Genomic DNA, 25,919 nt, shown 5'->3' with positions numbered 1-25,919 from the left:
GCGCGATATCTTGATCCGTCGAATTCGCCAGGATTTCGTTAAGAGCCGGGTTCGATTCCTGTCGGAGCGATTGTGGAGATCTGAATGGCATGGGGCGGGCCCGCTGCCGCGGAGCCTGCAGTTGAATTTTTTTCTAGCTAATGCAGTGCGTCAACTTGTTGGTATTTCTGTTGGCATCGGCAGCAATCGGCGACGAAAACTATTGCAAATTCAATTAGTTGTTGTATTAGGCGATTGCCGGCCAGGGGCACCACGCTACGCCCTTTCGGGCTTCGCGTGGCGCAGCCATGCGAGACCGAAAGCGCGAAGCGTGTGCGGCGAAGCCTCTTGGCGAAGACGGACCTGGCGAAGACGGACCGGCTCGCCGTTCTTCTCGCAGTGAAGCGAAGCCCTCCCCTAGCAATCATCTGGTCCGCCTATATTCTCCTCCGCAGGTCTCCACTCAGCGAGCAGCTTGATGGCCAGACGACGCGCGACCGAGGCAGAGCCAGGCGACCTCCCCCGCTATTTCGTCTGGGTGCGTGGGCTCGAAGGGCCCGAGCCGCAGAAATGGATGGCGATGGATTTCGGCGTCGACGGCTGGAAGCGGGCGCAGGTGCTGGCCTATCTCGAGCTGCCGGAGGAGGAGCGACATCTGTCGCTGTCGGCGCTCGCGCGGCGCTATCCGCCGCCGCGACTGGAGGCGTCGTAACCCACCAGAGCGAGCGCTCACCTCCCCCTCGCCGCCGTCGGCGTCAGGCCGAAGCGGCGGCGGAAGCAGCGGTTGAAATAGGAGAGATCGTTGAAGCCGCAGGCGAAGGCGATGTCGCTGATGCGTCCCTCGCTGCGGGCCAGCAGATCCGCAGCCTTGCGCAGGCGCAGCTCGTTCAAGCGCGTGGTGAAGCTGGCGCCGGCCTCAAACAGCAGTTCGTTGACATAGCGCTCGGAAAGACCGGCGGCAGCCGCGAGCTTTTGCGCGGAAAAATCCGGCTCCTGGAAACGCGCTTGCAGGATCGCCAGCGCGGCCTGGAGCCGCACGGCACGCAGGCCCCGCCGGCTGGCGGCGGACGCGATGTCGGCGCGTGCGCCGAGCCCGAGCGCCGCGAGGTCGAGCAGATGCGCCGCAATCGCCATGCCGGCCTCGTCGACGGCGACCGGATGGCGCAGCAGAAGATCGCTGTAGTCCATCGCGAGCGACAGCGCCCCGCCGGGCGCAAGCTCCTGCCCGACCAATTCATCGACGTCGGCGACCATCGCGCGCAAGGTTGCGACCGGCAGATGCACGTTGGTGAAGCGCTTGTGGTTCGCGCCGTCAGCTGCGAAGAACGGCTCGTCGAGCTTGAGCAGCACCATCGATCCCGGCCGCAAGGTGATCTCGCGGCCACGGTGACGCACATAGGAAGCGCGATCACCGGTGTTGCGCACGAGACAGAAGCGGTCGTCGCCGGTCTCGATCACCTGCCGCTTCTCACGCCGCACCGTGACGAAGCTACCGTCGCAGCGTCCGAGCATGGTGGTGCCGATGTGGATCGAGTTCATGGCGGCGCGAAACGGCACGTCGAACGCGGGGTCGAGCTCACCGGTGTTGGAAAAATGTTCGAACAATTCCGCAAAGCGAATGAAGCGCTGCCGCTCAGACAGCCCCTGCGGCAGCATATCGGTCGATAACGCTTTCCGGATGACGGGCATCGGGGAAGGAATTTTTGGGGAAAGGACTTTGAAGAGAGACTTGTGAAGACTGACTGGCAAGAAACGGAGCGAACTTGCCGGGCGCGGACTGAACGCCCGGTGAACGCACCTCGTCAGGCTATCAGCACGGTGACGTGATTTAAACAGCGCCGGTCAGTCCAAACACGAAATCATTCGACGCCGGACAGTCCAAGACGGCGCGCGGGCGAGAGCCTTATTCAGGCCGCGGATGCGTCGGGCTCGTCTTCGCGCCGGCGCATCCCGGCATCCGGGCGGCCGCCGCCTGACGCCCGCTGGAGGAGACAACGACATGCGAACTTCTCTACCCCGCAGCCTCGCGCTCGGCGCGACGATCGCCGCAAGCCTCGGCATCGGCTACGCAATCGGCGCCCAGCCGCACATGGACGAGAGCGTCACGATCCTGCAACAGGCCCGCGCCGAGCTCGCCAAGGCCGAACCGAACAAGGGCGGCCACCGCGAGAAGGCGCTCGGCCTGATCGACCAGGCGATCGCCGAAGTGCGCGCCGGTATCGCTTTTGCCGCCACGCATTGAGCCGCCGGACGGAGAACAGTACATGATGCGACACATCCATGCCGCCGCCTTTGCGCTCGCCGCGATCACCGGCTCCGCCCAGGCCGCTCCTCTCGCGCCGGTCGGCACGCCCGCGACGAGCGACATCGTCGCGGTGGCCGGCGGCTGCGGCGCCGGCTGGCATCGCGGACCCTATGGCGGCTGCCTGAAGAACTACGCCAATCCCGCCGCCCACGCCTGCCCGCGCGGCTATCACATCGGCCCCAATGGCGGTTGCCGCGGGAACGGGAGGTAAGACGACTCCCCCTCTCTCCGCACGATCCGCGGGGAGAGGATCGCCGCGGCCGTCAAACGTCCGCGCGCGACTTGATGCAGCTCGCTCCTGATCCGCAAACAACGCACTCCGCCACTCCGCCCCATGATTATGGGTGTCGCAGGCGACGCGGCGCAGCTAAGCTCGGTTTTGCGCCGCGGGGGACACGCGGCCCAAGGTTTTTGCCATGACGGAACGGGACGGGGCTCCTGCTGCGATCACCATCCTCCTCGTCGAGGATGATGCGCCGACCTGCTGGCGCTTGCAGGATGCGCTGGTCAAGGCGGAGTACGGGGTGCGCACGGCCGGCACGCTCGGTGAGGCGCGCCAAGCCCTCAATGCACGCGCGCCGCGGGTGCTCCTGACCGACCTCCGCCTGCCCGACGGCCATGGCATCGAGCTGATCCGCGAGACGCGGCGGCGCTTTCCCGACACCGAGATCATGGTGATCTCCGCACTCGGCGACGAGGAAAGCGTGATCTCGGCAATCACGGTCGGCGCCACCGGCTATCTCCTGAAGGACGCCTTCCCGACCGACATCGCGACCACCGTGCGCGAACTGGTCGCCGGGCATTCGCCGATTTCGGCCTCGATCGCGCGCTTCATCGTGCGGCGAACGCAAACCACCGCCGAGCCGCCGCCGGGGCCGGCGCTCAACACCGCAAGGCTCACGCCGCGCGAGATCGACATCCTCTGGGGCATCGCCAAGGGCTTCAGCTACGCCGAGATCGCGAGCCATCTCGGCCTGTCGCGCCAGACCGTGCCCGGCCACATCAAGAACATCTATCGCAAGCTCGAGGTGCATACCCGCAGCGAAGCCGTGTTCGAGGCGGTGCAGCAGGGCCTGATCAAGCTGTGAGCGAGGTCGCCGTAAAGCCGCTCGTGACCGCAAGGGCGCGGCTGCGGCTGGCGCGGCTGGTGCCTTATCTGCTGCTCCAGGTGCTGATCGTGATCGCCTGCATCCTGGTGCTGCGGCTGTTGCAGCCGAGCGACCCCGACGATTTTGCGCTGAGCGAGTTCACGCAGCTGGAGGATGGCGTGACACGCCCGGTGACGCTGCCGCATTTCACCAACTCGCGCTATTCGCTCGCGGATCCGCCGCTCTACACGGGCAGCTTCACCTTCAGGACTGCTGACGCGGCGGCGTGGTCGGTGTTCCTGCCGCGCTTCAGCAACGCCGTGGAGGTCGCGGTCAACGACGTGGTGATCCTCGATTCCAGGCGCGACGCCACCGCCAACCGGCCCGACCGCAACACGCCGGAGATCGCACCGATCCCGTCGGCGCTGTTGCGCGACGGCGCCAACACCATCACGTTGCGGCTGTTCGTGTGGGGGCCGTTGAAGGGCTTTCTCGACACCGTCTATGTCGGACCGGATGAGAGCCTGCGCGGCGCCTACGAGACGCGTACGCTGCTGTTCGTCACGCTGCCCGTGGTGTTCTCCGCCTGGCAATCGATCCTGGCGGTCATTCTCGCGATCATGTGGCTGATGCGGCGCCACGAGCCAGTCTATGGCGTGCTGGCGCTCGCAATGGTCCTCGGCGTCATCCAGGCGTTCCTGCCGCCGCCGGTGCCGCCAGCCCACCCCTCGCGGCTCGCCGCGGTGCTGCTGGCCTCCGCCCCGATCGAGAGCGCCCTGATCGTGGTTTTCGCCGTGCTGTTCTTCGGCTGGCGCTGGCCGCGCTATGGCACGCTGCTGTTCGCGCCCGGTCTCGCCGTGTTCGCGGTCGGGCTGATCGCGGGCCAGCCGCTGCCGCGCATCCTTTTTCTGCTTCTCGGCATCCCGACGGTCGGCATCTGCCTGTTGCTGATGGCCGGCGTCACGGCAACGGCGGTGGTACGGCGCCAGGATGCGGCGAGCCTCACACTCGGCTGCGCGGTGACCATCGTGCTGACCTGCTGGGGCCACGACATGCTCTCGGTGTTCGAGATCCTGCCCAATGAACGCACCTTCGTCTCGCGCCTGTCCTATTCGGCGATGCTGGTGGCGATCGGCGCCGGCCTGACCTGGCGGTTCGCCCGCGCGCTGAACCAGGTCGACAGTTTCGCCGGCCAGTTGATCGCACGCGTGCGCGAGGCCGAGGACCGATTGAAGGCAAGCTTTGCCCGCGAGGAGGAGCGTGCGCGGGCCGCAGCCCTCGCCAATGAGCGCACCCGGCTGATGCGCGACCTGCATGACGGCCTCGGCGGCCAGCTCGTCAGCATCGTCGCGCTCTCCGAACGCGGCGCGGACGGCGCGCCGATCGCTGACGCCGCGCGCGCCGCGCTGAAGGATCTGCGGCTCGTGATCGATTCCATGGACGATATCGGCGGCGATCTGATGCTGGCGCTCGGCTCATGGCGCGAGCGCGCCGCGGCACAATTGCGCCCGCACGACATCGCGCTCGACTGGCACGTGACGACACCACAGGGCCTGCCGCTGCATCCGGAGCTGCGGCCATGGCACGTCATCCAGATCGTGCGCATCCTGGATGAAGCCGTGACCAACGCGGTCAAGCACGCGAAGGCACGCAGGATCACGGTGACGATCGAGACGCTCGGCGGGGCGCCGCAAGATCAGCGCGGCGTGATCAGCATCGCGGACGACGGCCAGGGTTTTGCTCTTCCCATCGATGGTGCCGGCAATGGCGAGGCGACAGGGGCGAGCCAGACCGCGCGGGGCTTGCGCAACATGAAGAGCCGCGCCTGCCGTTGTGGTGCAACGCTCGAACTCGACTCCTCCCCCTCGGGCACATCCGTGCGGCTGCAACTGCCGCAGCGCTTTCCCGACAGCGATGCGGCCGAGGGCTGAAAAAGCCCCCTCCCCGAACGTGTGGGCGACGCGCGGAGAGAGGGGGTGCGCTTGCAGGCATCCCTGCGCCCGAAATCTTCTTCCTCTCCCCGCAAACCGGCCGAGGTGGAGAAGGAGCTCGCTCAGCGCACGCCGACGCGGTTGACCGGGCCGCCGCGGTTCATCGGCGTGCCCGCTCGAACACCGACCCCGGGCGCACCGACGCCGGGGGTCGCTACCACAGCGGCAGCGACCGGCGCGGCCGGAGCCACCACCACCGCCGCGGTGGGCCGCACGACGCAGCCCTTGGGCACGCCGACCGTCTTGCAATAGACCACTGCCTGCGCCGGACTTGTGCCCAGCGACAGCATCGCTGCACCCGCCAGCGCCGCAATCGCCAAGCCGATGCTCAGCGTTGCTGCTTTCCTTGCCATCTCAGCTCTCCTGCTTGCCGTCCGGCCTGTCGATGCAACCATCGCTTCTCGCGGGCCGACGTAAGGGCTCAATGGCAAAAGATCGCGCGCCGATACATGCCATGAAGATGGGGGGGCGCGTGTGCGGTCGCAGAGACCGGACGTTTCGGCTGCCATGAACATGGCATGGACCCGCGGGCCCGCTCCGCAGATGGTCGCGCCGCCTGGTTTCAAGCCGGACAACGAAACCCGAAGAGGTGAATGATGAAGATTTCAGTTATTGCCGCGCTCGTGCTCGCGCCGACCGTCATGATGCTCGCATCGACCGTCGTGCCCGTATCGGCGCAATCGGGCCCGACGCCGCAGGAGCAGATGGCCTGCCGCGGCGACGCCAGCAAGTTCTGCGCCGAACATATCGGCAAGCCGCCGCAGATGAACGCATGCCTGCGCGACAACAAGGCCAAGCTCTCGGACGCCTGCCGCAAGGTCGTGGAGTCGCACGGAGGTTGATGCGCGCGCTAAAACGCGATGAGATTAGGATGAACCGCCATCTGCTCTAATCGTCGCCATCAGCTCCGAATAATCTGAGCTGCGGAAAGCCGCGGCTCTGCGGGACGAAGCTGCGGCGCGGACCTGATCCGAATTCGCGGACATCGGCATCTTCGCGAGTATTGCGTGCGACGTCGTCCCAGTCGGTCCGATCGCGCGTCTCGCGAGGATCGCGCATGTCGTAGCGGCGGCGCTCGGCCCAGCGCTGCCGCCGGTCGGCACGATGCCGCTCCGACGCCGCGCGCTTCACGTCGGCGTCCTTCGCTTTCGCATAGGCATTATCCGGCGAGGCAGCCTGCTCGGTCGTGGCTTGCTGCTCCGCAGGCTTGGCAGGGTGCGCGGCTTGCGTGTTGGCCTGCTGGGACTCATGGCTGGCGGCCGGCTGTGCAGGCGACGCGGAAGGTTCGGCATTGGCCGTGGCGGTCGGCGCCGCGGCCTGGACAGGCGGAGCGACCACGGCGCCGAAGACCTGCGATCCCGTGAGATATTGCACGCGCTCGGATGGCGCATGGGTTATTGCCGTCGAGTCTGCACGCCGCTCCTGCTTGCCCGTATCGGGGCCGTGCTTGAGCGCGATGGGGGTCATGATGTTGCCGGCAACGATGCCGCCACCAAGACCGATGGCGATGGCTGCGACGATGGTTCCCCCACCGACGAAATAGGCTGTCAAGGCGCGCATCGATCCACTCCCTCTTTCGAGCGAGCAACGCGTCGCGCAATTTGATGTTCCGGGAACGGAGCAACGTCAGGGAAAATGCTGCAGCTCCGCCGCCAAGCGCGCGGAACTTGCGAGCTACGTCAGATCTGCTGGGCGACCTTCTCGAGCCCGATGATGCGGGCGAGCTTGCGCACTTCCTCTTTCTGATCGTCGCGCAACTGGAACAGCAGGGGCATCGCGGCCGACTTCAGCTGCTGGACCTCATCGCAGTTCGGATCGATCGGCACGCCCTGCACCTGCGGATTGGAGAGCTTGTTCGCCTGGATCTTGCGCGCGACGTTGCGCAGCGCGGTCTCGACCGAGGGCCAGTAATATTCCTGCGACGACGACAGCTTCAGCCGCTCCTTGATGCCCGCGATCTGCACGTCGGAGAGCAGCGAATAGGATTTCTGCGGCTGCGGTTTTGCGACCACTTTCGGCTTGGCAGGCGCGTCGGTCGCTGCGGCCGGCGCCTCGGAAGCGTTCGCCTTGGGCGCCGGGGGGAAATCGGATGGCGTGGCGGCGGCGAAGGCCTGGCGCAGCGTCTCGGTAAGAACAGGCCTGTCCACCGGCTCGACGGCAGCGGAGGCTAGCGCGAGCGTCGGCACGTTCAGCCGGTCGGCCTTGCTGGCGCGGTTGGCGGCGACCGGCTTGGGGACGACCTGCGAGACCATGTCGCTGCTCGCGGCCGGCACGCTGTCACGGCCGAAAATGGCGGTGGCGGCGGCGCCAAGAACCAGGAAGCACGTCAGCACGACGATGGTGATGGCTTTCGACAAACGTCTCTCCGCGTCCGGCTCTCGATCGCTCAATGCCCCGAAACTGGGCAGGAATTAAGGCCTAACCGTGCCACCACAGCGGAAAACGCTGGGCCGATGGCGACATCGCATTGGAAATTCAACGAAATCAGGCGGCTAGCGCCAAGTCATAGGCGTCCTGGATATCGGCGACGATCTCGGAGGCCTCCCACACCGCACGCGGCTCGACCGCCTGCAGCGTCACGGTCCAGTTGCCGCCGCGACGGGTGCGGGGCACGCTGACGATGTCGAAGCGCACGTTGCGGCAGAGCGGGTGACGGGCGAGTGCATGCGCAACGCGGACGCGGATTTCATCCAGCGAAGCCTGCGTCCTGGCGTTGAGAAAATCGTAGTCCATCGCCCGTCCCCTCTTCGTGCCGATTGGCGGCTGCGAGGAGATTCTGGGAGCGCGATGGTTAATGCTGCGTTAAATGGCGTTTGTTCAGCCCGCGGCATGTAGCGGTTGCCGATTTGCCGAGTCGTTCAGCGCTTCTCGATCACGAGGCTTTGCACCGCGCGGCCGAAATAGCCTTGCCGGTCGGCGAGCCGCGACATCGCGAGGCCCGTACCATCTGCGCCGATCCAGGATTCGCCGTCGAGCAGGATCCAGTCGCCGACCGGCTGCCGAGCAAAGCTCACGGTGAGGTCGGCGTTGATGTAGGTCCAGGCGCGAAAATCGAGCGTCGAGGCCGTGCCGTTGGAGAAGTCGGCGGCGACGACCGCGCGCATGGCCTGCGAGACGGCTTGTCCCTCGATCAGTGGCTTATCGACGCGAAACCAGATTGCGCCGGCGCCGGCCTGGCCGAAGCGGCCGCGCGCCGCACGCATCGAGACCGAACGCACGAACGGGCTGGTGGCAGCATGTCCGTCCTCGACCAGCGACTGCTCCGGCGCCGGCAGGGTCACCGGCAGCTCCTTGACGTCGTCGGGCAGCGTCAGCGCCTGCCGCTTGATCTTCAGCACGGTTGCCCCGACCACGACCACGCCGTCCGCCAGGAGCTTGATTCCGCAGAGCTGGATCTTGCGGCCTTCGCGCAAGATTTCGGTCGCGATGGTGAGGGGCGCCACCGGAACCGGACGCATCAGATCGATAGTGACGCGCGCGATGTCCATCGGCACGGAAGTCGCCATCCGCTCGGCCGCCCACACCACGAGCGAAGCCGGCGCCGAGCCGTGCTGCATGCGCGGATCCCATGGACCCGCAGCATCAGGGCTAGTGACGACGCTGTTGCCGTCGACGCGATAGATGGCGGTCATCGCGAGAGCCATTACAACGGCGGATCGATCGCTTCTTCGTATTCCTTCTTGAAGCGCGCGATCAGCTCGGCGGCGGGCACAATTCCTTCGACGCTGCCGATGCCTTGGCCCGAGCCCCAGATCTCCTTCCATGCCTTCGGCTTGGCGCGATCGCCGGAAGCATCGGTGCCGAAATTCATCTTGGAGGGATCGGACGTCGGCAGGTTCTCCGGATCCATGCCGGCAGCGAGGATCGACGGCTTCAGATAGTTGCCATGCACGCCGGTGAAGAGATTCGAATAGACGATGTCGTCGGCCGAGGAGCCCGCGATCATCTCCTTGTACTTCTCGACCGCGTTGGCTTCCTTGGTCGCAATGAAGGCCGAGCCGATATAGGCGAAGTCGGCGCCGAGGATGCGCGCAGCGCGGATCGCCTTGCCGTTGCCGATCGCGCCCGACAGCGCGATCGGGCCGTCGAACCATTTGCGCGTTTCGGCGACGAAAGCCAGCGGCGAGATCGTGCCGGCGTGGCCTCCGGCGCCGGCCGCGACCAGGATCAGACCGTCGGCGCCCTTCTCGATCGCCTTGCGAGCGAATTTCTGGTTGATCACGTCATGGAAGACGATGCCGCCCCAATTGTGCACGGCCTGATTGAGCTCCTCGCGCGCACCGAGCGAGGAGATGATCATCGGCACCTTGTACTTGGCGCAAAGCGCCATGTCATGATCGAGCCGGTTGTTCGACTTGTGCACGATCTGGTTTACCGCGAACGGCGCGGAAGGACGCTCGGGATGCGCGCGATCATAGGCCGCGAGCTCTTCGGTGATGCGCGCCAGCCATTCGTCGAGCAGCTCCGGCGGCCGCGCGTTCAGCGCCGGGAACGAGCCGACCACACCCGCCTTGCACTGCGCGATCACAAGATCGGGCACCGAGATGATGAAGAGCGGCGAGCCGATCACGGGGATCGACAGACGCCCCTTGAACAAGGCAGGCATGGACATTGCGAAACGATCCTTTATTGGCGGACAAGTTGAAGGCTTGGCGCCATACCAACAAGGCAATCTTTCCACTGTCAAGTATTGCGTTTTAGCGCCGCCAGGCGGACGCCATTACCGCAATTCCAAGGCGCGGAATTCACCACACGGACGCGAAAGCTCTCACTCGGTCAGATCCGGATTGATCAGCCGCTCGAACGAGAACATCTCGTCCCATTTCTCCTGCGTCAGCAGCTTGCGCTCGACCACCACGATCTGGTGCAGCGACTTGCCGCTCTTGTAGCCCTCGCGGGCGATCTCGGCGCATTGCTTGTAGCCGAGCAGCGGCTTCAGAACGGTGACGATGCCGAGCGAGTTGAGCACCATGTTGCGGGTGTGCTCTTCGTTGGCGGTGATGCCGACGACGCAGTTCTCGCGCAGGCTGTTGACCGCGCGCTCCATGGTGCGGATCGAGAAGAACAGCGCGAACGAGATCACCGGCTCCATCACGTTGAGCTGGAGCTGGCCGGCGGAGGCCGCGAGCGTCACCGTGGTGTCGAGGCCGATGACGAGGAAGCTGGTCTGGTTGACCACCTCGGGAATCACAGGGTTGACCTTGCCGGGCATGATGGACGAGCCCGGCTGAAGCTGCGGCAGGTTGATCTCGTTGAAGCCGGCGCGCGGGCCGGAGGCCAGCAGACGAATGTCGTTGCAGATCTTGGTGAGCTTGCTCGCGGTGCGCTTCAAGACGCCGGAGAGCTGCACATAGGCGCCGGTGTCCGACGTCGCCTCCACGAGGTCGCCGGCGAGCACGAAGTCGACACCGGTCAGCGCGCTCAAATGCCGGACCGCGACCTTTGGATAGCCGGGCGCCGCGGTGACCGAGGTGCCGATCGCGGTGGCGCCGAGATTGATCTCGCGCAACAGCGCGCGAGCTTCCGAGATACGATCGACCTCCTCGCCGATCGTGGTGCCCCAGCCGCGGAATTCGGCGCCGAGCGACATCGGCACCGCGTCCTGGAGGTGCGTGCGGCCCATCTTCAGCACGCGATCGAACTCGCGCCCCTTGGCGAAGAATGCCTCCTGCAGCTGCCGCAGCGCCGTCATGTAGCTTTCGAGCCGCAGGATCAGCGCCAGGCGGAAGGCGGTCGGATAGGTGTCGTTGGTCGACTGGCCGTAATTGACATGGTCGTTCGGGCTGACGTGCTGGTAGTCGCCCTTCGCAAAGCCGAGCGATTCCAGCGCGAGGTTGGCGATCACCTCGTTGGCATTCATGTTGGTCGAGGTGCCCGCGCCGCCCTGGATGAAATCGGTGACGAACTGATCCATCATGTCGCCGGCGATGACGCGGTCGCAGCCGAGGATGATCGCGTCCGCGACCTTGGCGTCGATCGCGCCGAGGTCGCGATTGGCCATCGCTGCGGCCTTCTTCACGTAGCCAAGCGCCTTCACGAAGTAAGGCTCCTGGTTCATCGGAATGCCGGTGATGTGGAAGTTCTCCTTCCCGCGGATGGTCTGGACGCCGTAGTAGATGTTGTCGGCGATCTCACGCTGTCCGAGGAAGTCCTGCTCCGTACGGCTCATAGGCGCTCCTTGAGGTTTGCTCGCGCGCAGGTCATCGCCTCAGTTCTGGCACAGCGCGCTGGTGACGAACGTATCGGTGCGGCAGTCATCCGACTTGCGGGTCCTGCCGGGAATCAGGACCTTTGCCGAACAGCTTTGCGCGGAGTCCGCGTTCAGGCTCTTGCCTTCCTTGTAGCCTTTGCCCTGGCAGAGCCTGTCGGCGGCCTGCTTGCAATCGGGCGCGCCGTTTGGCGAGGCCGGACAGGCCACACGCCCCGACACCAAGCTCGATGGCTTTGCCATGCGCGACAGATCGTCGATGGTCTCGCTCGGACTTTTGATCGGCGGCAGGATCGAGGGCAGCTTGTCGAACAGCTTGCCCATTTCGTTGATCAGACCGGGATTCTCCTCGCGCGCCGGTGGGGCTGATGCCGTGGGAGTAGATTGTGGCGGCGGCGCCTGCGGCCCGGCGTCTTGAAGGCCGAGCGACGGCGCGGGGGCCGTTGACTGTGCCCATCCGGGCCCGGCGATGCCAGGCAGTAGGAATAGCGCCGCTGTCACAATCATCCAGAGTCGCGTGACCGGATTGCCGGATCGAACCATCATGGCCCAACCGTAACCGAAGCCGGCGCGCCGGCAAAGCGCCTGACGCGCCGTCAGATAAGCTTGATCAGATCAGCTTGATCGCGATCACGAAGCCGAGCACCAGCACCGCAGCGAAGATCGCCACCCACAATCCGAGATGCCGCTCGATCCTGACCCGAATCCAATCGCCATAGCGGTTGAGCAGGATGGCCGCGATGAAGAAGCGGCCGCCGCGTGCAATGATGGAGAACAGGACGAACAGAAGCAGATTGTAGCCGGCAAAGCCCGAGGTGATGGTGACGAGCTTGTAGGGGATCGGTGTCAGGCCCTTGAGCAGGATGATCACGGCGCCCCATTCGGCGTATTTGGCACGGAATCCCTCGACCTGGTCGCCGAGCCCGTAGAGCTGGATCAGCCAATGACCTAGCGAGTCATAGAGCAGCGCACCGATGGCGTAGCCCAGGATGCCGCCCAGCACCGAGGTCGCGGTGCAGACCGTGGCGTAGACCCAGGCGCGCTGCGGGCGCGCCAACGACATCGGCACCAGCATCACGTCCGGAGGGACGGGAAAGAACGAGCTTTCTGCGAAAGCCACGGCGCCCATGATCCAGAGCGCGTAGGGCTTGTGGGCGGCGTCGATGCACCAATCGTAGATACGTTTCAGCATGGCGCCGCGATGAAGCACCATGGGACGGATTTGTCCATCGCAAGATGGGGCCGGTTTGTTCCGCTTCTAGTGGCGCTTGCGTGCCGCGCGGCCCTCGAGCGCGACAATTGGCCGCCGGGTGGCAACGCGGGGCGAGGCAACTTTGGGCAGTTTCATCGGCGATTTCGGCAGCTTCTCGGCGATGCCGAGCATGTCTTCCCGCCGCGCCATCTCGCGCCAGACATCCTGAGGCCGCACGCCGGCCGCGGCCCAGAGCACGGTGAGATTGTAGAGAAGGTCGGCGCTTTCCCGGATCACGGCTTCGCTATCGCCATGAACCGCGTCGATGACCACCTCGATGGCTTCCTCAGCCAGTTTTTTCGCCATTTTGGCCGGGCCGCGCTGAAACAGCCGGGCGGTGCGCGATGTTGCCGGATCAAGATCCCTGGCCGCGAGCACAGCCAGATATAGCCGCTCAAGCGAATCACTCATGTACTCAAAACTACTCTAAACCAATGGTAGACGCGTTAACGTCCGACAATAAAAGCAAAATTTAAGCCAGCGCGGCAAGCGCGCCGGCTCGTCGTGGTCAACGGCTTACCAACAATATGCGCCGCTTCGGCTACAAGTGGCAAAGGGATCGCGACCGACATTGCCATTGTACGGGTAGTTCGGATCGCTCCCGTAGTAACCCGGGCCCCTGTAGTAGGCCGGCCCACCGTAATAGACTGGCCCGCCGTAGTAGGCGGGTCCGCCATAGTCATAGGCGTACGCATCGCGGGCGGCGGCGATCGCAAGCCCCGTGCCGACGATGCCGGCGAAGGCCGCGGCCGCAGCGGCTCCGCCACCACCATGCCAGTGGCGGCCGCCCGCGAACGAGGTCGAGGGGATAGCGGTCGTGAGCGCCAGCACGGCGGCGGTGGCGAATATGGCCTTGCGGCCTGCAAATCTTGAAGCTTGGTCGAACATGACTTTGGACCTCCTTGGGACCTTCAATGGGTGCCTGGGGACAGGCTTTATTCGCTTAAAACCCGCGCATCCCATGTTGGGTTCCCCAACCCAACAGAAGCTGAACGGCGACAAATTCGCGCGGAGATTGCGAAATCGTGATGCGTTCCGCTCATCAACCGTTCAGGTTTGATCGGCCAGGATGACGACCGCCGGCGCTTTGCAAGCGTCACAAAAAGAAACAATGCTGGTCCGGCGTGAATTCATGCGCGCATGCCCGACATCCCTCTCCCGCTGTCTGTTGGCTCTCTGGATCGGGCTCGCGGTGCTGGCGTGCTCGGGCCCGCGCTCGGCGAGCGCCGCAGACGACGCCGCTCGGCATGTCGCGATCCAGTTCACTTTCGACCGCCCGATTGAATCGAGCATGGCGCCGTTCTTCATGGCGGCGAAGGACGGATTGTTCGGCGCCGAGCATCTCGCCGTGTCGTTCGGCAGCGCCGCGGGCTCGCCGGAGGCGCTTGCGCGCATCGCCAGGGGCGACAGCGATCTCGCCCTCGTCGACATCAACGAATTGATCCGCTTTCGCGACAGGACAGACGCCCCGCCGATCAAGGCCGTGTTCGTGCTGTTCAACCGCGCGCCCTACGCGATCGTCGCGCGCAGGAGCCGGGGCATCCATACGCTGTCCGATCTCGAGGGCAAGACGGTCGGCGTTGCCGACAGCGATCTGTCGATCCGGCTGTGGCCGGCGCTCGCGCATCAGAACGGGGTCAACGCGGCGCACGTGAAATTCTACAAGATGAGTGCTGCGGTGCGCGAACCGATCCTGTCCGCCGGACAGGTCGATGCCGTCGCCGGGTTCAGCTATCTGTCGGCCGTGAATTTGCGCGACCGTGGCGTGCCGGCCGACGATCTCGCGGTGCTGCGCTATGCCGATTATGGCTGCGAGGCCTATGGCTTTGCCGTGGTGGTGAACCCGTCCTTTGCCGCGTCGAAGTCGGACGCCGTGAAAGGTTTCGTTCGCGCGCTGATCGGCGGGCTCAATGCAACGGTCAAGGAGCCGGAGCGCGCGGTCGACGAGACCGTTAGCCGGATGGAGGACGGCGTGCGCGACCTCGAGCTCGCGCGGCTATCCACCGTGCTTGCCGACAACATCCTGACCGACGAGGTCCGGCGCAACGGCCTCGGCAGCGTCGATCCCGCCCGCTTCGATCGCGCGATCGACCAGATCGGGCTGGATTTCAAGTTCCGCAAGCGCCCCACCGCGAGCGATATTTTCGACGAAAAGTTCCTGCCGCCTGTGGCTGGCCGGCTGATCAATTGAATAAAACTGACAGCTTCGGCTGTATCTTGCGGCCCATCCCTGATTAGAATGCTACCTCGTTCGATCCCGCCCGCGCGAGTGCCGTGCCTTTCATGTCGATCCTTCGTCTCTACACCCGCGTTCTTGAGCTGCTCGGCAAGGAGGCGCGGCTGGGCTGGCTGCTGGCAGTCGCCAACCTGCTGCTTGCGGCGGCGCAGTTCGCCGAGCCCGTGCTGTTCGGCAAGATCGTCGACGTGCTCTCCGGCAAGACCGTCGCGGGTTCGAACTCCGCCTGGCCGTTCCTGTTCGCCTGGGTCGCGTTCGGGCTGTTCACGATCGGCTGCAGCGCGCTGGTGGCGCTGCATGCCGACCGGCTCGCCCATCGCCAGCGCCAGGCGGTACTGACGGATTATTTCGAGCATATCCTGCAACTGCCGCTGACCTTCCACTCCGGCACCCATTCCGGACGGCTGATGAAGGTGATGCTGAACGGCACCGACGCGCTGTGGCGGCTGTGGCTCGGCTTCTTCCGCGAGCATTTTGCCGCGATCCTGTCGGTGTTCGTGCTGCTGCCGCTGTCGCTCTATCTGAACTGGCGGCTCGCGATCCTGCTGTTCGCGCTCTGCATCGTGTTCACGGCGCTGACGACCTTCGTCGTGCGCAAGACCTACGGCATGCAGATGACGGTCGAGGAGCACTATAGCGACCTCTCCGCGCGCGCCTCCGACGCGCTCGGCAATGTCGCGCTGGTGCAGAGTTTCGTGCGCGTCGAAGCCGAGGTGCAGGGACTGCGCTTCGTTGCCGACCAGTTGCTCGCGGCACAAATGCCCGTACTGTCCTGGTGGGCGCTCGTCACCGTCATCACGCGCGCCTCCACCACCATTACGGTGCTCGCGATCTTCACGCTCGGCATCGCGCTGCACGACCAGGGGCTGACGACGGTCGGCGAGATCGTGATGTTCGTGAGCTTTGCAACGCTGCTGATCCAGAAGCTCGAGCAGGTCGTGGGCTTCGTCAACAACGTCTTCATGGAGGCGCCACGCTTACGCGAATTCTTCAACGTGCTCGATGCCGTGCCCGCCGTGCACGACCGGCCCGATGCGATCGACGTCGGGCGCCTGTCGGGCCTTGTCGAGTTCCACGACGTCACCTTCTCCTATGACGGCAAGCGGCCGGCGGTCGAGGACCTCTCCTTCACCGCACTGCCCGGACAGACGATCGCACTGGTCGGTTCGACCGGCGCCGGCAAGTCGACCGCGATCGCGCTTCTGCATCGTGCGTTCGATCCGCAATCCGGCTTCATCAAGATCGACGGCATGGACGTGCGCGGCGTGACGCTGACATCGCTGCGGCGGAACATAGGCGTGGTGTTCCAGGAGGCGCTGCTGTTCAACCGCTCGATCACGGAGAATTTGCGCGTCGGCAAGCCGGACGCAACCGACGCGGAGATGCGGCTCGCGGCCGAGCGCGCGCAGGCGCTCGAATTCATCGAGCGCAGCGGCGGCTTCGAGACCAATGCCGGCGAGCGCGGGCGCATGCTGTCCGGCGGCGAGCGGCAGCGGCTGTCGATCGCGCGTGCGCTGCTGAAGGACCCGCCAATCCTGATCCTGGACGAGGCCACCAGCGCGCTCGATGCCGTCACCGAGGCGAAGGTCAACGCTGCTCTCGATGAAGTGATGCGAGGCCGCACCACCTTCGTGATTGCCCATCGCCTCTCCACCATCCGCAACGCCACGCGGATCCTGGTGTTCGACAGCGGCCGCGTGATCGAAAGCGGAACTTTCGATGAACTCGTGGCCAAAGGCGGCCATTTCGCCGCGCTCGCCAAGGCCCAGTTCATGGTGCAGGAAAATGCACGGGCGAGCGTGGCGGCGGCCGAGGCCGCAGCCTCGGCTGTGAAGTCCCGGTAAAACCGTCGAAATTTGGCCTATTTCATCGCTGAATACCGGGCCCAGCCCCCTGTTCTCGGTGAACGAGCCGGTATAGCTTTGCACCCGCCGCAGGCGGCGGCGCTGACGTACGCTTCAAACCCGAACCTCAGATCATGAGAACCGCATTATCGAGCGGCTCTCCAAGGACCGGAATCGGATAGTGCACTTCTTTCGCCCGCTGCTTCGCCTTGCCCCGTTGAACCTGGCCGTCGTGGCCGCCGCGCTGATGCTGCTTGCGCCGCGCGACGCGCGCGCCGAGGCGCTGCTTCTGATCGAGGCCGAGAGCGGCAAGGTCTTGCAGGCGGAAAATGCGACCATTCCCTGGTATCCCGCCTCGGTGACCAAGATCATGACCGCCTATGTCACGCTGAAGGCGGTGAAGGACGGCAAGCTCACGCTCGACACGCTGCTGACGGTCTCACCGACGGCCGCTTCGCAATCGCCCTCGAAGATGGGCTTTCGCCCCGGCACGCAGGTCACCGTCGACAACGCGCTGAAGATGATGATGGTCAAGTCGGCGAACGACATGGCCGTGGTGCTCGCCGAGGGCGTCGGCGGTTCGATCGACGGCTTCTCGGCGATGATGAACCAGACCGCGCAAAAGCTCGGCATGACGCAGACGAGCTACGTCAATCCCAACGGCCTGCCCGCCGACGGCCAGATCACCTCGGCGCGCGATCTCGGAATCCTTTCGCGCTCGTTCCTGCGCGACCTGCCGGAATACGAATATTTCGTGCATATCCCGGCGATCCGTTTCGGCAAGCGCATCACGCCAAACTTCAACAAGCTGATCGGCCGCTATCCCGGCGCCGACGGTTTCAAGACCGGCTTCATCTGCGCCTCCGGCTACAACCTCGTGGCATCGGCGTCGCGCAACGGACGGCGGCTGATCGCGGTGGTGCTCGGCGCCAATTCCGGCACCGCGCGCGCGGTCAAGGCGGCGCAGCTTCTCGAGCGCGGTTTCTCGCAGGACACGCTGTCGTGGTTGCGTCCCGCGCTCGGCACGGTCGACAGCCTCGCGCCGGTCGACGCCTCGCCGCCGAATCTGCGCGACGAGATGTGCGGCGGCCACCGCAAGCGGCCGGCCAGCGACGACGACGATGCACTGATCGCAACCAATGGCGGCACGGGCGGATCGACGTCCCTGACCGGCGGCGAAGCCCAGGTGACGTTCTTCACCGCCGGCCTGCAACCGCCCACGATGAAGGCTTCGGATCTGATGGCCTCGGCCGCGGCGGCCGTCGAGCCAGTGCCGGTCTATACCGGCCCGACCCGGACCGGCGCCGCCCTGATTGCGGCGGTCGCGGCCGATGCCGACCAGCAGGCGACCCCAAAGGCGCGAGGCAAGAAGTCGCGCGTTGCGGCGAAGAAGCCTGACGCGAGCGACAAGCCAAAAGATGCGGGCAAGGACGCCAAGTCGAGCGCCAAGCTCGATGCCAAGCCGGATGCGAAGGGCGAAGCCAAACCCGCAGCCAGGCCGGTCAAGCACGCCAATGCGAAACCCGACGCGGCTGCGAAGGGCGCGGAAAAGCCGGCGGCGAACGGCGATTCCGCTGCCAAACCCGCCAAGCCGAAGACGACCACCAAGCCCGCGAAGCCTGCGCCCAATAACAGTTAACGGCGCGCCGGCCGACGGCTGCACCTGCACTTCGCAACTGCGACAGCGCCGTTTGCGACGATTCCAGTAGCCACTTTCGGGCCGTTGTCCTAAGCCTCAACCGCTTGCCAGCGGTTGCGGCAGGCTCAATACTGCGTGAAACGAGGCAAGCCTGAGACACATCGGGCTCTGGTTTAGGAGGGGAGTACCTATGGAGCGCATCTGGCTCAAGCAATATCCGCCCGGCGTGCCAGCCGATATCGAGCCGACGCAATACGCATCGCTGGTCGATCTCCTGGAGGAGAGCTTTGCGAAGTTCGCCGACCGCAAGGCCTTCATCTGCATGGACAAGGCGATCAGCTACCGCGATCTCGACCAGATGTCGCTGGCGCTTGCCTCCTATCTGCAAGGCCGCGGCCTGCAGCGCGGCGCGCGCGTCGCGATCATGATGCCGAACGTGCTGCAATATCCGGTCGCGACCGCGGCCGTGCTGCGCGCGGGCTTCGCGGTCGTCAACGTCAACCCGCTCTATACGCCGCGCGAGCTCGAGCACCAGCTCAAGGACTCCGGCGCCGAAGCCATTTTCGTGCTGGAGAATTTTGCCCACACCGTCGAGCAGGTGATCGCCAAGACGTCCGTCAAGCACGTCGTCATGGCGAGCATGGGCGACCTGCTTGGCTTCAAGGGCGTGATCGTCAACCTCGTCGTTCGCCGCGTGAAGAAGATGGTGCCGGCCTATTCGCTGCCGGGCGCGATCGCCTTCAACGATGCGCTGGCGGCGGGCCGCAGCGCGACCTTCAACAAGCCAAAACTGTCACCCGGCGACGTCGCCTTCCTGCAATATACCGGCGGCACGACCGGCGTCTCAAAGGGCGCGACGCTGCTTCACCGCAACATCGTCGCCAACGTTCTGCAGAACGACGCCTGGCTCCAACCGGCGGTCGCCGCGCCTCCGCATGTCGACCAGCTCATGATCGTCTGCGCGCTGCCGCTCTATCACATCTTCGCACTGACGGCCTGCTACCTGCTCGCGGTGCGTGCCGGCGGCTGCAACCTGTTGATCCCCAACCCGCGCGACATCCCCGGCTTCATCAAGGAGCTGGCGAAGTACCAGGTCAACAGCTTCCCGGCGGTTAACACGCTCTACAACGGGCTGATGCACCATCCCGACTTCAGGAAGCTCGACTTCTCGAAGCTGAAGATCTCCAACGGCGGGGGCATGGCCGTGCAGCGCCCGGTCGCCGAGCAGTGGAAATCGGTGACCGGCTGCTTCATCGCGGAAGGCTATGGCCTGTCGGAGACCGCGCCGACCCTCACCTGCAATCCGGCGACCACGACCGAGTTCTCCGGCTCGATCGGCATTCCCGTGCCCTCGACCTGGATCTCGATCCGCGACGACGACGGCAACGAGGTGGCGCTGGGACAGCCCGGCGAAATCTGCGCCAAGGGCCCGCAGGTGATGGCGGGCTACTGGAACAGGCCCGAGGAGACCGCCAAGGTCATGACCGCGGACGGCTATTTCCGCACAGGCGACATCGGCGTGATGGACGAGAAGGGTTACATCAAGATCGTCGATCGCAAGAAGGACATGATTCTGGTCTCGGGCTTCAACGTCTATCCGAACGAGATCGAGGAAGTGATCGCGAGCCATCCGGGCGTGCTCGAATGCGCCGTGATCGGCATTCCCGATGCGAAGTCGGGCGAGGCGGTGAAGGCCTTCGTGGTGAAGAAGGACCCGAACCTGACGGCCGAGGACGTGATCAAGTTCTGCCACGAGCAGCTCACCGGCTACAAAGTGCCCAAGCACATCGAGTTCAGGACCGAGCTGCCGAAAACCAATGTCGGCAAGATTTTGCGCCGGCAGCTCCGCGACGAGAAGAAGGCCGAGGCGGCGTAAGCCGGCGCCTCGGTGCCTGATGCCAACGACATTGCGCCGGCCGGCGTTCTCGCCTTCTGGCGCGAAGCCGGCGGCGAGCGCTGGTACAAGCGCGACGATGCCTTCGATGCCGAAATCCGCAGCCGCTTTCTCGAGCTGTGGCGGCGCGCGGCGAATGGAGACTTATCATCGTGGGAAACGGGCGATGACGGCGCGCTGGCGCTCGTCATCGTGCTCGACCAGTTTCCCCGCAACATGTTCCGCGGCGACGCCATGACCTATGCGAGCGATGCGCTGGCCCGCGAAGTGGCCCGCCGGGCGCTCGCCCGCGGCGCCGACGGGCGGGTCGATCCAGCCTTGCGCGAATTCTTCTACCTGCCGTTCATGCATTCGGAGCATCTGCCCGATCAGCTGCACTGCGTCGCGCTGTTTCGGAAGATCGACGACTGCGAAAACCTGAAATACGCCGAGGAGCACGCCGACATCATCCGACGGTTCGGCCGCTTCCCACACCGCAATCGCATCCTCGGCCGCGAAACCAAGCCGGACGAGCAAGCGTTCCTGGATGAGGGCGGCTTTTCCGGCTGATGACATCACGGTGAAGGGCTACGAACCCCGCGCGCTTTGCGCATCGGAAATATTGTGCGGCCCGGCCGCCCGGTCTACAAAGCGGAACCGATTTTCAGGGAGAATGACGATGGCGATCCAGATTGGCGACAAGCTGCCCGAGGCGAAATTCCGCGTGATGACGGCGGAGGGGCCGCAGGTCAAATCGACCGACGACATTTTCAAGGGCAAGAAGGTGGCGTTGTTCGCGGTCCCCGGCGCCTACACCGGCACCTGCCACAAGATGCATCTGCCGAGCATCTTCCTCAACGCCTATGCCATCAAGGACAAGGGCGTCGACACCATCGCGATCGTCTCGGTCAACGATGCCTTCGTGATGAACGCCTGGAAGCGCGACACCGACCAGCGCGACGAAGCGACGTTCCTCGCCGACGGCAATGCCGACTTCACCAAGGCGATCGGCATGGAGCTCGACGCCTCCGCCAACGGTCTCGGCATCCGCTCCAAGCGCTACTCGATGCTGGTCGAGGACGGCGTGGTGAAGAAGCTGAACCTCGAGGCGATGCCCGGCAAGGTCGAGGTGTCGGGCGGCGATACGCTGCTCGGGCAGCTGTAAGGGGGCCACCGCTTTCAGTCACCTCTGACGCTGTCATGCCCCGCGAAGGCGGGGCATCCAGTATTCCAGAGGCAGCGAGATTCACAACGACCGCCGCGGCGTACTGGATCGCCCGGTCAAGCCGGGCGATGACGGCGGAGAGTGTGGCGGCGTCTGCAGCGATGACTCCCGGAGCGCGCTGCGAAGCGTCCGCCTACTCCCCGACCCTCTGCTGCAACCTTGCCTTCGCGATCCCGTCGCGCGCCAACTGATCGGCGCGCTCGTTTTCGGGGTGGCCGGCGTGGCCCTTGACCCAGTGCCAGCGCACCTCATGCGCTTTCAGCGCAGCGTCGAGGCGCTGCCATAGCTCGACATTCTTCACCGGCTTCTTGTCGGCCGTGCGCCAGCCGTTGCGCTTCCAGCCATGGATCCAGCCGGTGATGCCCTGCCGGACATATTGGCTGTCGGTGTAGAGATCGACGGTGCAGGGCTTCTTCAGCGCTTCGAGCGCCGAGATCGCCGCCATCAGCTCCATCTGGTTGTTGGTGGTGTGGCGCTCGCCGCCGTTCAGCTCTTTCTCCTTGTCGCCGAACCTCAGAATCGCGCCCCAGCCGCCGGGCCCGGGATTTCCCGAGCACGCGCCGTCCGTGAAGATCGTGACATTGGGCAGCTCGCTCACGCGACCAGCCCTGACGGCAAGAGGCCATAGTCGCGCACGCTCGAAACGCTCTGGTGGAAGCGCAGCTTGCGGACGTATTCGACCGGGTCCTTGGGACGCACCAGCGCGCCTGGCGGCACGTTGAGCCAGTCGACCAGCCGCGTCAGCAGGAAGCGGATCGCCGCACCCCGCGCCAGCAGCGGCAGCGCGGCTTCCTCCGCCTCAGTCAATTTTCGCACGCGACCATAGGCATTGAGGAAGGCGCGCGCCTTGGTGACGTTGAAGGAATGATCCGCCTCGAAGCACCAGGCGTTGAGACAGATCGCAACGTCATAGGCGAACATGTCGTTGCAGGCGAAGGTGAAGTCGATGATCCCGGAGAGCTTGTCGCCGAGGAAGAAGACGTTGTCGTTGAACAGATCGGCGTGGATCACGCCCTCGGGCAGTTTGGTCGGCCAGACACCGCTCGAGAGATGGTCGAGCTCGGCTCCGAGGAACGCACGCAGGCCTGGCTGCACCTCGTCGGCGCGGGCGGCAGCCTGGTCGAACAGCGGCCGCCAGCCGGACACCGAGAGCGCGTTGGCGCGTTTGATCGCAAAATTGGCGCCGGCCAGATGCATCTTCGCTAGCGCCTCGCCGACGCCGGCGCAATGCGCAGCGTTCGGCTTGCGCGGCCAGACGCCTTCGAGAAAGGTGATGATCGCCGCCGGCCGTCCCGCAAGCTCGTGCAGCGCCTCGCCGTCCTTCGCCTTCACCGGCAGCGGACAATTGATGCCGTGCTCGGCCAGATGCGTCATCAGCGCGAGGAAGAACGGCAGGTCGTTCTTCGCCACGCGCTTCTCGTAGAGCGTGAGGATGAACGAGCCCTTGCTCGTGTGCAGCAGGAAGTTGGAGTTCTCGACGCCCTCGGCGATGCCCTTGTAGGAGAGCAACTCGCCGAGATCGTATTGGCTCAGGTAATCCGCAAGCTCGTCGGCGGCGACGTCGGTGTAGACCGCCATACAAGACTACTCGGCAGCAGCTTCGGGGCGCAGCGAGCGCGGCAGCGGGAAGAACTCGTTCTCTTCCGCGGCCGACACCGTCTCCACATGCAGCGTGTAGCGCTCGGCAAAGGCGTCCATGATCTCCTCGACGATCACCTCCGGCGCCGAGGCACCCGCGGTGATGCCGAGGCTCGTGATGTCGCCGAACTTGTCCCAGTCGATGTCGCTCGCCCGCTGGGCCAACACGGCGATCTTGCAGCCCTCACGCTCGGCGACCTCGCGCAGGCGCTGCGAGTTCGACGAGTTCGGCGCGCCGACCACGATCAGCGCATCGACCACAGGGGCCACCTTCTTCACCGCGAGCTGGCGGTTGGTGGTGGCGTAGCAGATGTCTTCCTTGTGCGGCCCGTTGATGTTCGGGAAGCGCTCCTTCAGGAGCGCCACGATCTCCGCGGTGTCGTCGATCGACAGCGTGGTCTGGGTCACGAAGGCGAGGTTGTTCGGATCCTTCGGGGCGATTGTCTTGGCGTCCTCGGCGGTCTCGATCAGGGTCACGGCACCGACCGGCAGCTGGCCGAGGGTGCCGACCACCTCGGGATGATGGGAATGACCGATCAGGAAGATCTCGCGGCCACGCTTGAAGTGAATCGCGGCCTCGCGGTGCACCTTGGTCACCAGCGGGCAGGTCGCATCCAGCGAGAACAGGTTGCGGGACTGCGCGTCGGCCGGAACGGACTTCGGCACGCCATGGGCCGAAAACACCACAGGAGCGGTGGTATTTTCCGGGATCTCAGCCAGCTCCTCGACGAAGATCGCGCCCTTCTTCTTCAACCCATCCACGACATATTTATTGTGCACAATCTCATGACGAACATAGACCGGGGCGCCATACATGGTGAGCGCCCGCTCCACGGTGTCGATGGCCCGCACCACCCCCGCGCAAAAGCCGCGGGGAGAACAAAGCACGATCTTGAGGTCTGGTTTGGCTGACATGAAGCGATCTCGGGACCGAATCACCCAACGGCCATTGGGCCGGGACCGGTCGATTGATGAAATAGGGCTTGGCACGGACTGCTAGGGACTTGGGCCCCCTTTCGGGCGCTGTCAAGGCACTATCTATAGCAGAACCATTGCGTGAATGGCCCCTCACGGCTTATATAGGGGTTAATTCCCGTCATCGCTGATGACCCCCCGGTTTCGCCTCCAAAGAGGTGGGCGAAGCACAAAGGAGATTTGCCCATGAGCAACGCACCTCTGATGCCCAAGGCGACCGCCGTCTGGCTGCTCGACAACACGGCGCTGACCTTCGATCAGGTCGCCGATTTCACCAAAATGCACCCCCTAGAGGTGCGCGCGATCGCCGACGGCGACGCCGCCCAGGGCATCAAGGGCATGGACCCCCTCTCCAACGGCCAGTTGACCCGCGAGGAGATTGAGAAGGGCGAGAGAAACCCCGACTACCGGCTCCGCCTCCAGGAGAGCAAGGTGGTGCTGCCGCCCCAGCCCAAGCGCAAGGGGCCGCGCTACACCCCGGTCTCGCGTCGCCACGAGCGCCCGAGCGCGATCCTCTGGCTGCTGCGTAACCATGCCGAGCTGAAGGACGCCCAGATCATGCGCCTGGTCGGCACGACCAAGAGCACGATCGCGAGCGTGCGTGACCGCACCCACTGGAACACCGCCGGGCTGACGCCGATCGACCCCGTCACCCTCGGCCTCTGCTCGCAGATCGAGCTCGATTTCGAGGTGGCGCGCGCAGCCAAGGAAAAGCCGATCGACGCAGCCTATGGCGGCGCCACCCTGCTGCCAGCCTCCGAGACCACGAAGAAGGACGAATACGAGCCGGCGGAGAAGAGCAGCGACGACCTCAACGTCGACGCCGTGTTCGCCAAGCTGAAGACGCTCGGCGGCAAGAAGCAGGAGGAAGAGGAGTAGGTTGCAGCTCCTCGGCTGAACGTCGAAATCGATTCGGACGCGGCGGGGCCATCCGCCGCGTTTTTGTTTTTTGGGCACAGCGGATCGCGCGGCCCCTCATTCTGAGGAGCACGGTACGGCCTTCCCGGCGGTTGGCTTTCACCGGTTCAACGGCGAAAGCATCACGATGTCTTCGCATCCGGACGGCACAGCGCGTCGCCACTGCGGGCCATATTGGAAACGAACGGATACGAGCGGCGCATGACGCTGAAGTCGGCGCGACTATCACCCAGGATTTGCAGGCGCGGCGCGTCGTTGGTGCGGAAGACGCGAGCCCGGACAAAGTAGGGCTGCGCTCCAGGCGCCAGTTCGAGCTTGCCGCTCAGGCTGACAAATTCCGGTCCTTCCTTGGACTGCTTCACCCGCAAGACCGTGGCGCCGCACACCCCCTCCACTACGTTGACGCCGCACCAACCCTCTCCACAGGATGAGATGTCGAGAACGAGCTTGTCGCCGGGCATCTCGTCGACCCAGCGGCCCCCAAGCGCGAGGGCGGAAAGGTCGGACTCGGCATGTGCCTTGCCGGCGAAGCAAACCGACGCGGCGTTTGCAACGACAAACGGGAGCGCGATCGCAGCAGCCCATCGCGCGAACTTCGGCCTATGGCGACGTCCACCGCCCGCCAGGATGAAGTCGCGAAAGCGTGTCAGGAACGTGACGGTCATGGTGTATGCCTTCCAGAGTGATCCATTTGTGTCGTGCTCTCGACGAGGCGGGTTCACGCGCAAGCGCCGCGACAAAGCCGCAG

The 25,919-nt window shown here is 65.0% G+C and carries 29 protein-coding genes; 13 read left to right on the top strand and 16 right to left on the bottom strand.

Going from position 1 to position 25,919, the window contains the following annotated elements:
- Window positions 1-457: 457 nt before the first annotated feature.
- A complete protein-coding gene (locus NLN62_RS22420) occupies window positions 458-691 on the top strand; it encodes a hypothetical protein (RefSeq protein ID WP_027520632.1) in 234 nt (77 codons plus the stop codon).
- 17 nt (window positions 692-708) lie between these two features.
- On the opposite strand, the gene NLN62_RS22415 is transcribed toward NLN62_RS22420, so the two are convergent.
- Window positions 709-1,668, bottom strand: a complete 960-nt coding sequence (locus tag NLN62_RS22415) for a helix-turn-helix transcriptional regulator (protein ID WP_254110214.1) — start codon at window positions 1,666-1,668, stop codon at window positions 709-711.
- A 310-nt stretch (window positions 1,669-1,978) separates the two neighbouring features.
- On the opposite strand from NLN62_RS22415, the gene NLN62_RS22410 reads away from it, so the two are divergent.
- From NLN62_RS22410 to NLN62_RS22395, 4 genes are all read left to right on the top strand, one after another.
- A complete protein-coding gene (locus tag NLN62_RS22410; RefSeq protein WP_027520634.1) occupies window positions 1,979-2,221 on the top strand; it encodes a hypothetical protein in 243 nt (80 codons plus the stop codon).
- Between the two features lie 22 nt (window positions 2,222-2,243).
- Window positions 2,244-2,495, top strand: coding sequence for a GCG_CRPN prefix-to-repeats domain-containing protein (locus NLN62_RS22405; RefSeq protein ID WP_371933010.1), 252 nt, complete (start codon window positions 2,244-2,246; stop codon window positions 2,493-2,495).
- Window positions 2,496-2,700: 205 nt separating this feature from the next.
- Entirely contained in the window at window positions 2,701-3,372 is a 672-nt protein-coding gene (locus tag NLN62_RS22400; RefSeq protein ID WP_254110213.1) for a response regulator transcription factor, read from the top strand.
- Window positions 3,369-5,303: an ATP-binding protein gene (locus NLN62_RS22395; protein WP_254110212.1), complete on the top strand. Its 1,935-nt coding sequence runs from the start codon at window positions 3,369-3,371 to the stop codon at window positions 5,301-5,303. Before NLN62_RS22400 ends, NLN62_RS22395 begins: the two co-directional genes overlap by 4 nt.
- 122 nt (window positions 5,304-5,425) lie before the next feature.
- Here NLN62_RS22395 and NLN62_RS22390 read toward each other — a convergent pair whose 3' ends face one another.
- A complete protein-coding gene (locus NLN62_RS22390; RefSeq protein ID WP_254110211.1) occupies window positions 5,426-5,716 on the bottom strand; it encodes a hypothetical protein in 291 nt (96 codons plus the stop codon).
- Window positions 5,717-5,959: 243 nt separating this feature from the next.
- On the opposite strand from NLN62_RS22390, the gene NLN62_RS22385 reads away from it, so the two are divergent.
- Window positions 5,960-6,205: a cysteine rich repeat-containing protein gene (locus NLN62_RS22385; RefSeq protein WP_254110210.1), complete on the top strand. Its 246-nt coding sequence runs from the start codon at window positions 5,960-5,962 to the stop codon at window positions 6,203-6,205.
- A gap of 46 nt (window positions 6,206-6,251) precedes the next feature.
- Here NLN62_RS22385 and NLN62_RS22380 read toward each other — a convergent pair whose 3' ends face one another.
- The 10 genes from NLN62_RS22380 to NLN62_RS22335 all read right to left on the bottom strand — a co-directional run bounded on the left by NLN62_RS22380 (window position 6,252) and on the right by NLN62_RS22335 (window position 13,711).
- Window positions 6,252-6,923 (bottom strand): hypothetical protein, encoded by a 672-nt coding sequence (locus NLN62_RS22380; protein ID WP_254110209.1) that lies wholly within the window; start codon window positions 6,921-6,923, stop codon window positions 6,252-6,254.
- Between the two features lie 119 nt (window positions 6,924-7,042).
- On the bottom strand, window positions 7,043-7,720 hold the full coding sequence (locus NLN62_RS22375) for a hypothetical protein (protein ID WP_254110208.1): 678 nt from the start codon (window positions 7,718-7,720) through the stop codon (window positions 7,043-7,045).
- A 127-nt stretch (window positions 7,721-7,847) separates the two neighbouring features.
- Window positions 7,848-8,096 (bottom strand): hypothetical protein, encoded by a 249-nt coding sequence (locus NLN62_RS22370; protein ID WP_027520641.1) that lies wholly within the window; start codon window positions 8,094-8,096, stop codon window positions 7,848-7,850.
- A 125-nt stretch (window positions 8,097-8,221) separates the two neighbouring features.
- Complete coding sequence (locus NLN62_RS22365) at window positions 8,222-8,995, bottom strand: thioesterase family protein (RefSeq protein ID WP_027520642.1); 774 nt, start codon at window positions 8,993-8,995, stop codon at window positions 8,222-8,224.
- Window positions 8,996-9,006: 11 nt separating this feature from the next.
- Complete coding sequence (locus tag NLN62_RS22360; RefSeq protein WP_027520643.1) at window positions 9,007-9,975, bottom strand: nitronate monooxygenase family protein; 969 nt, start codon at window positions 9,973-9,975, stop codon at window positions 9,007-9,009.
- Window positions 9,976-10,131: 156 nt separating this feature from the next.
- Window positions 10,132-11,532 (bottom strand): aspartate ammonia-lyase, encoded by a 1,401-nt coding sequence (locus tag NLN62_RS22355; protein WP_027520644.1) that lies wholly within the window; start codon window positions 11,530-11,532, stop codon window positions 10,132-10,134.
- 39 nt (window positions 11,533-11,571) lie between these two features.
- Entirely contained in the window at window positions 11,572-12,117 is a 546-nt protein-coding gene (locus NLN62_RS22350) for a hypothetical protein (protein ID WP_027520645.1), read from the bottom strand.
- A gap of 64 nt (window positions 12,118-12,181) precedes the next feature.
- A complete protein-coding gene (locus tag NLN62_RS22345) occupies window positions 12,182-12,784 on the bottom strand; it encodes a YqaA family protein (RefSeq protein ID WP_198031673.1) in 603 nt (200 codons plus the stop codon).
- 45 nt (window positions 12,785-12,829) lie between these two features.
- Complete coding sequence (hisE, locus tag NLN62_RS22340) at window positions 12,830-13,234, bottom strand: phosphoribosyl-ATP diphosphatase (protein ID WP_027520647.1); 405 nt, start codon at window positions 13,232-13,234, stop codon at window positions 12,830-12,832.
- Between the two features lie 105 nt (window positions 13,235-13,339).
- Window positions 13,340-13,711, bottom strand: a complete 372-nt coding sequence (locus NLN62_RS22335; protein WP_027520648.1) for a hypothetical protein — start codon at window positions 13,709-13,711, stop codon at window positions 13,340-13,342.
- Window positions 13,712-13,955: 244 nt separating this feature from the next.
- Here NLN62_RS22335 and NLN62_RS22330 point away from each other — a divergent pair, with 244 nt between their 5' ends.
- The 6 genes from NLN62_RS22330 to NLN62_RS22305 all read left to right on the top strand — a co-directional run bounded on the left by NLN62_RS22330 (window position 13,956) and on the right by NLN62_RS22305 (window position 21,580).
- Window positions 13,956-15,014 (top strand): ABC transporter substrate-binding protein, encoded by a 1,059-nt coding sequence (locus NLN62_RS22330; protein WP_254113628.1) that lies wholly within the window; start codon window positions 13,956-13,958, stop codon window positions 15,012-15,014.
- 92 nt (window positions 15,015-15,106) lie between these two features.
- Window positions 15,107-16,903, top strand: coding sequence for a glucan ABC transporter ATP-binding protein/ permease (locus NLN62_RS22325; RefSeq protein ID WP_027520650.1), 1,797 nt, complete (start codon window positions 15,107-15,109; stop codon window positions 16,901-16,903).
- Window positions 16,904-17,084: 181 nt separating this feature from the next.
- Complete coding sequence (locus NLN62_RS22320) at window positions 17,085-18,542, top strand: serine hydrolase (RefSeq protein ID WP_027520651.1); 1,458 nt, start codon at window positions 17,085-17,087, stop codon at window positions 18,540-18,542.
- A gap of 190 nt (window positions 18,543-18,732) precedes the next feature.
- Window positions 18,733-20,418, top strand: a complete 1,686-nt coding sequence (locus tag NLN62_RS22315; RefSeq protein ID WP_254110207.1) for a long-chain fatty acid--CoA ligase — start codon at window positions 18,733-18,735, stop codon at window positions 20,416-20,418.
- 12 nt (window positions 20,419-20,430) lie between these two features.
- Window positions 20,431-20,985 (top strand): DUF924 family protein, encoded by a 555-nt coding sequence (locus tag NLN62_RS22310; protein ID WP_027520653.1) that lies wholly within the window; start codon window positions 20,431-20,433, stop codon window positions 20,983-20,985.
- A 109-nt stretch (window positions 20,986-21,094) separates the two neighbouring features.
- Window positions 21,095-21,580, top strand: a complete 486-nt coding sequence (locus NLN62_RS22305) for a peroxiredoxin (RefSeq protein ID WP_027520654.1) — start codon at window positions 21,095-21,097, stop codon at window positions 21,578-21,580.
- A 193-nt stretch (window positions 21,581-21,773) separates the two neighbouring features.
- Here the strand turns inward: NLN62_RS22305 and rnhA are convergent, their stop codons facing one another.
- Genes rnhA through ispH form a run of 3 tightly spaced genes read right to left on the bottom strand, consistent with a single transcriptional unit; the run spans window position 21,774 to window position 24,193 of the window.
- Window positions 21,774-22,238 carry a ribonuclease HI gene (gene rnhA / locus NLN62_RS22300; protein WP_027520655.1) on the bottom strand — a complete coding sequence of 155 codons (465 nt, stop codon included), beginning with the start codon at window positions 22,236-22,238 and terminating at the stop codon, window positions 21,774-21,776.
- On the bottom strand, window positions 22,235-23,218 hold the full coding sequence (locus tag NLN62_RS22295; protein WP_254110206.1) for a homoserine kinase: 984 nt from the start codon (window positions 23,216-23,218) through the stop codon (window positions 22,235-22,237). Before NLN62_RS22295 ends, rnhA begins: the two co-directional genes overlap by 4 nt.
- 6 nt (window positions 23,219-23,224) lie before the next feature.
- A complete protein-coding gene (gene ispH / locus NLN62_RS22290) occupies window positions 23,225-24,193 on the bottom strand; it encodes a 4-hydroxy-3-methylbut-2-enyl diphosphate reductase (RefSeq protein WP_254110205.1) in 969 nt (322 codons plus the stop codon).
- A 246-nt stretch (window positions 24,194-24,439) separates the two neighbouring features.
- Here ispH and NLN62_RS22285 point away from each other — a divergent pair, with 246 nt between their 5' ends.
- Window positions 24,440-25,132, top strand: a complete 693-nt coding sequence (locus NLN62_RS22285) for a DUF1013 domain-containing protein (protein ID WP_027520658.1) — start codon at window positions 24,440-24,442, stop codon at window positions 25,130-25,132.
- Between the two features lie 161 nt (window positions 25,133-25,293).
- Here NLN62_RS22285 and NLN62_RS22280 read toward each other — a convergent pair whose 3' ends face one another.
- On the bottom strand, window positions 25,294-25,836 hold the full coding sequence (locus NLN62_RS22280; RefSeq protein WP_254110204.1) for a hypothetical protein: 543 nt from the start codon (window positions 25,834-25,836) through the stop codon (window positions 25,294-25,296).
- Window positions 25,837-25,919 lie beyond the last annotated feature (83 nt).

This window comes from Bradyrhizobium sp. CCGUVB23 (assembly GCF_024199885.1).
GTDB lineage: Bacteria > Pseudomonadota > Alphaproteobacteria > Rhizobiales > Xanthobacteraceae > Bradyrhizobium.
The sequence above is the reverse complement of the archived record's forward strand: the minus strand, read 5'-3'. Positions and strand labels throughout refer to the sequence as shown.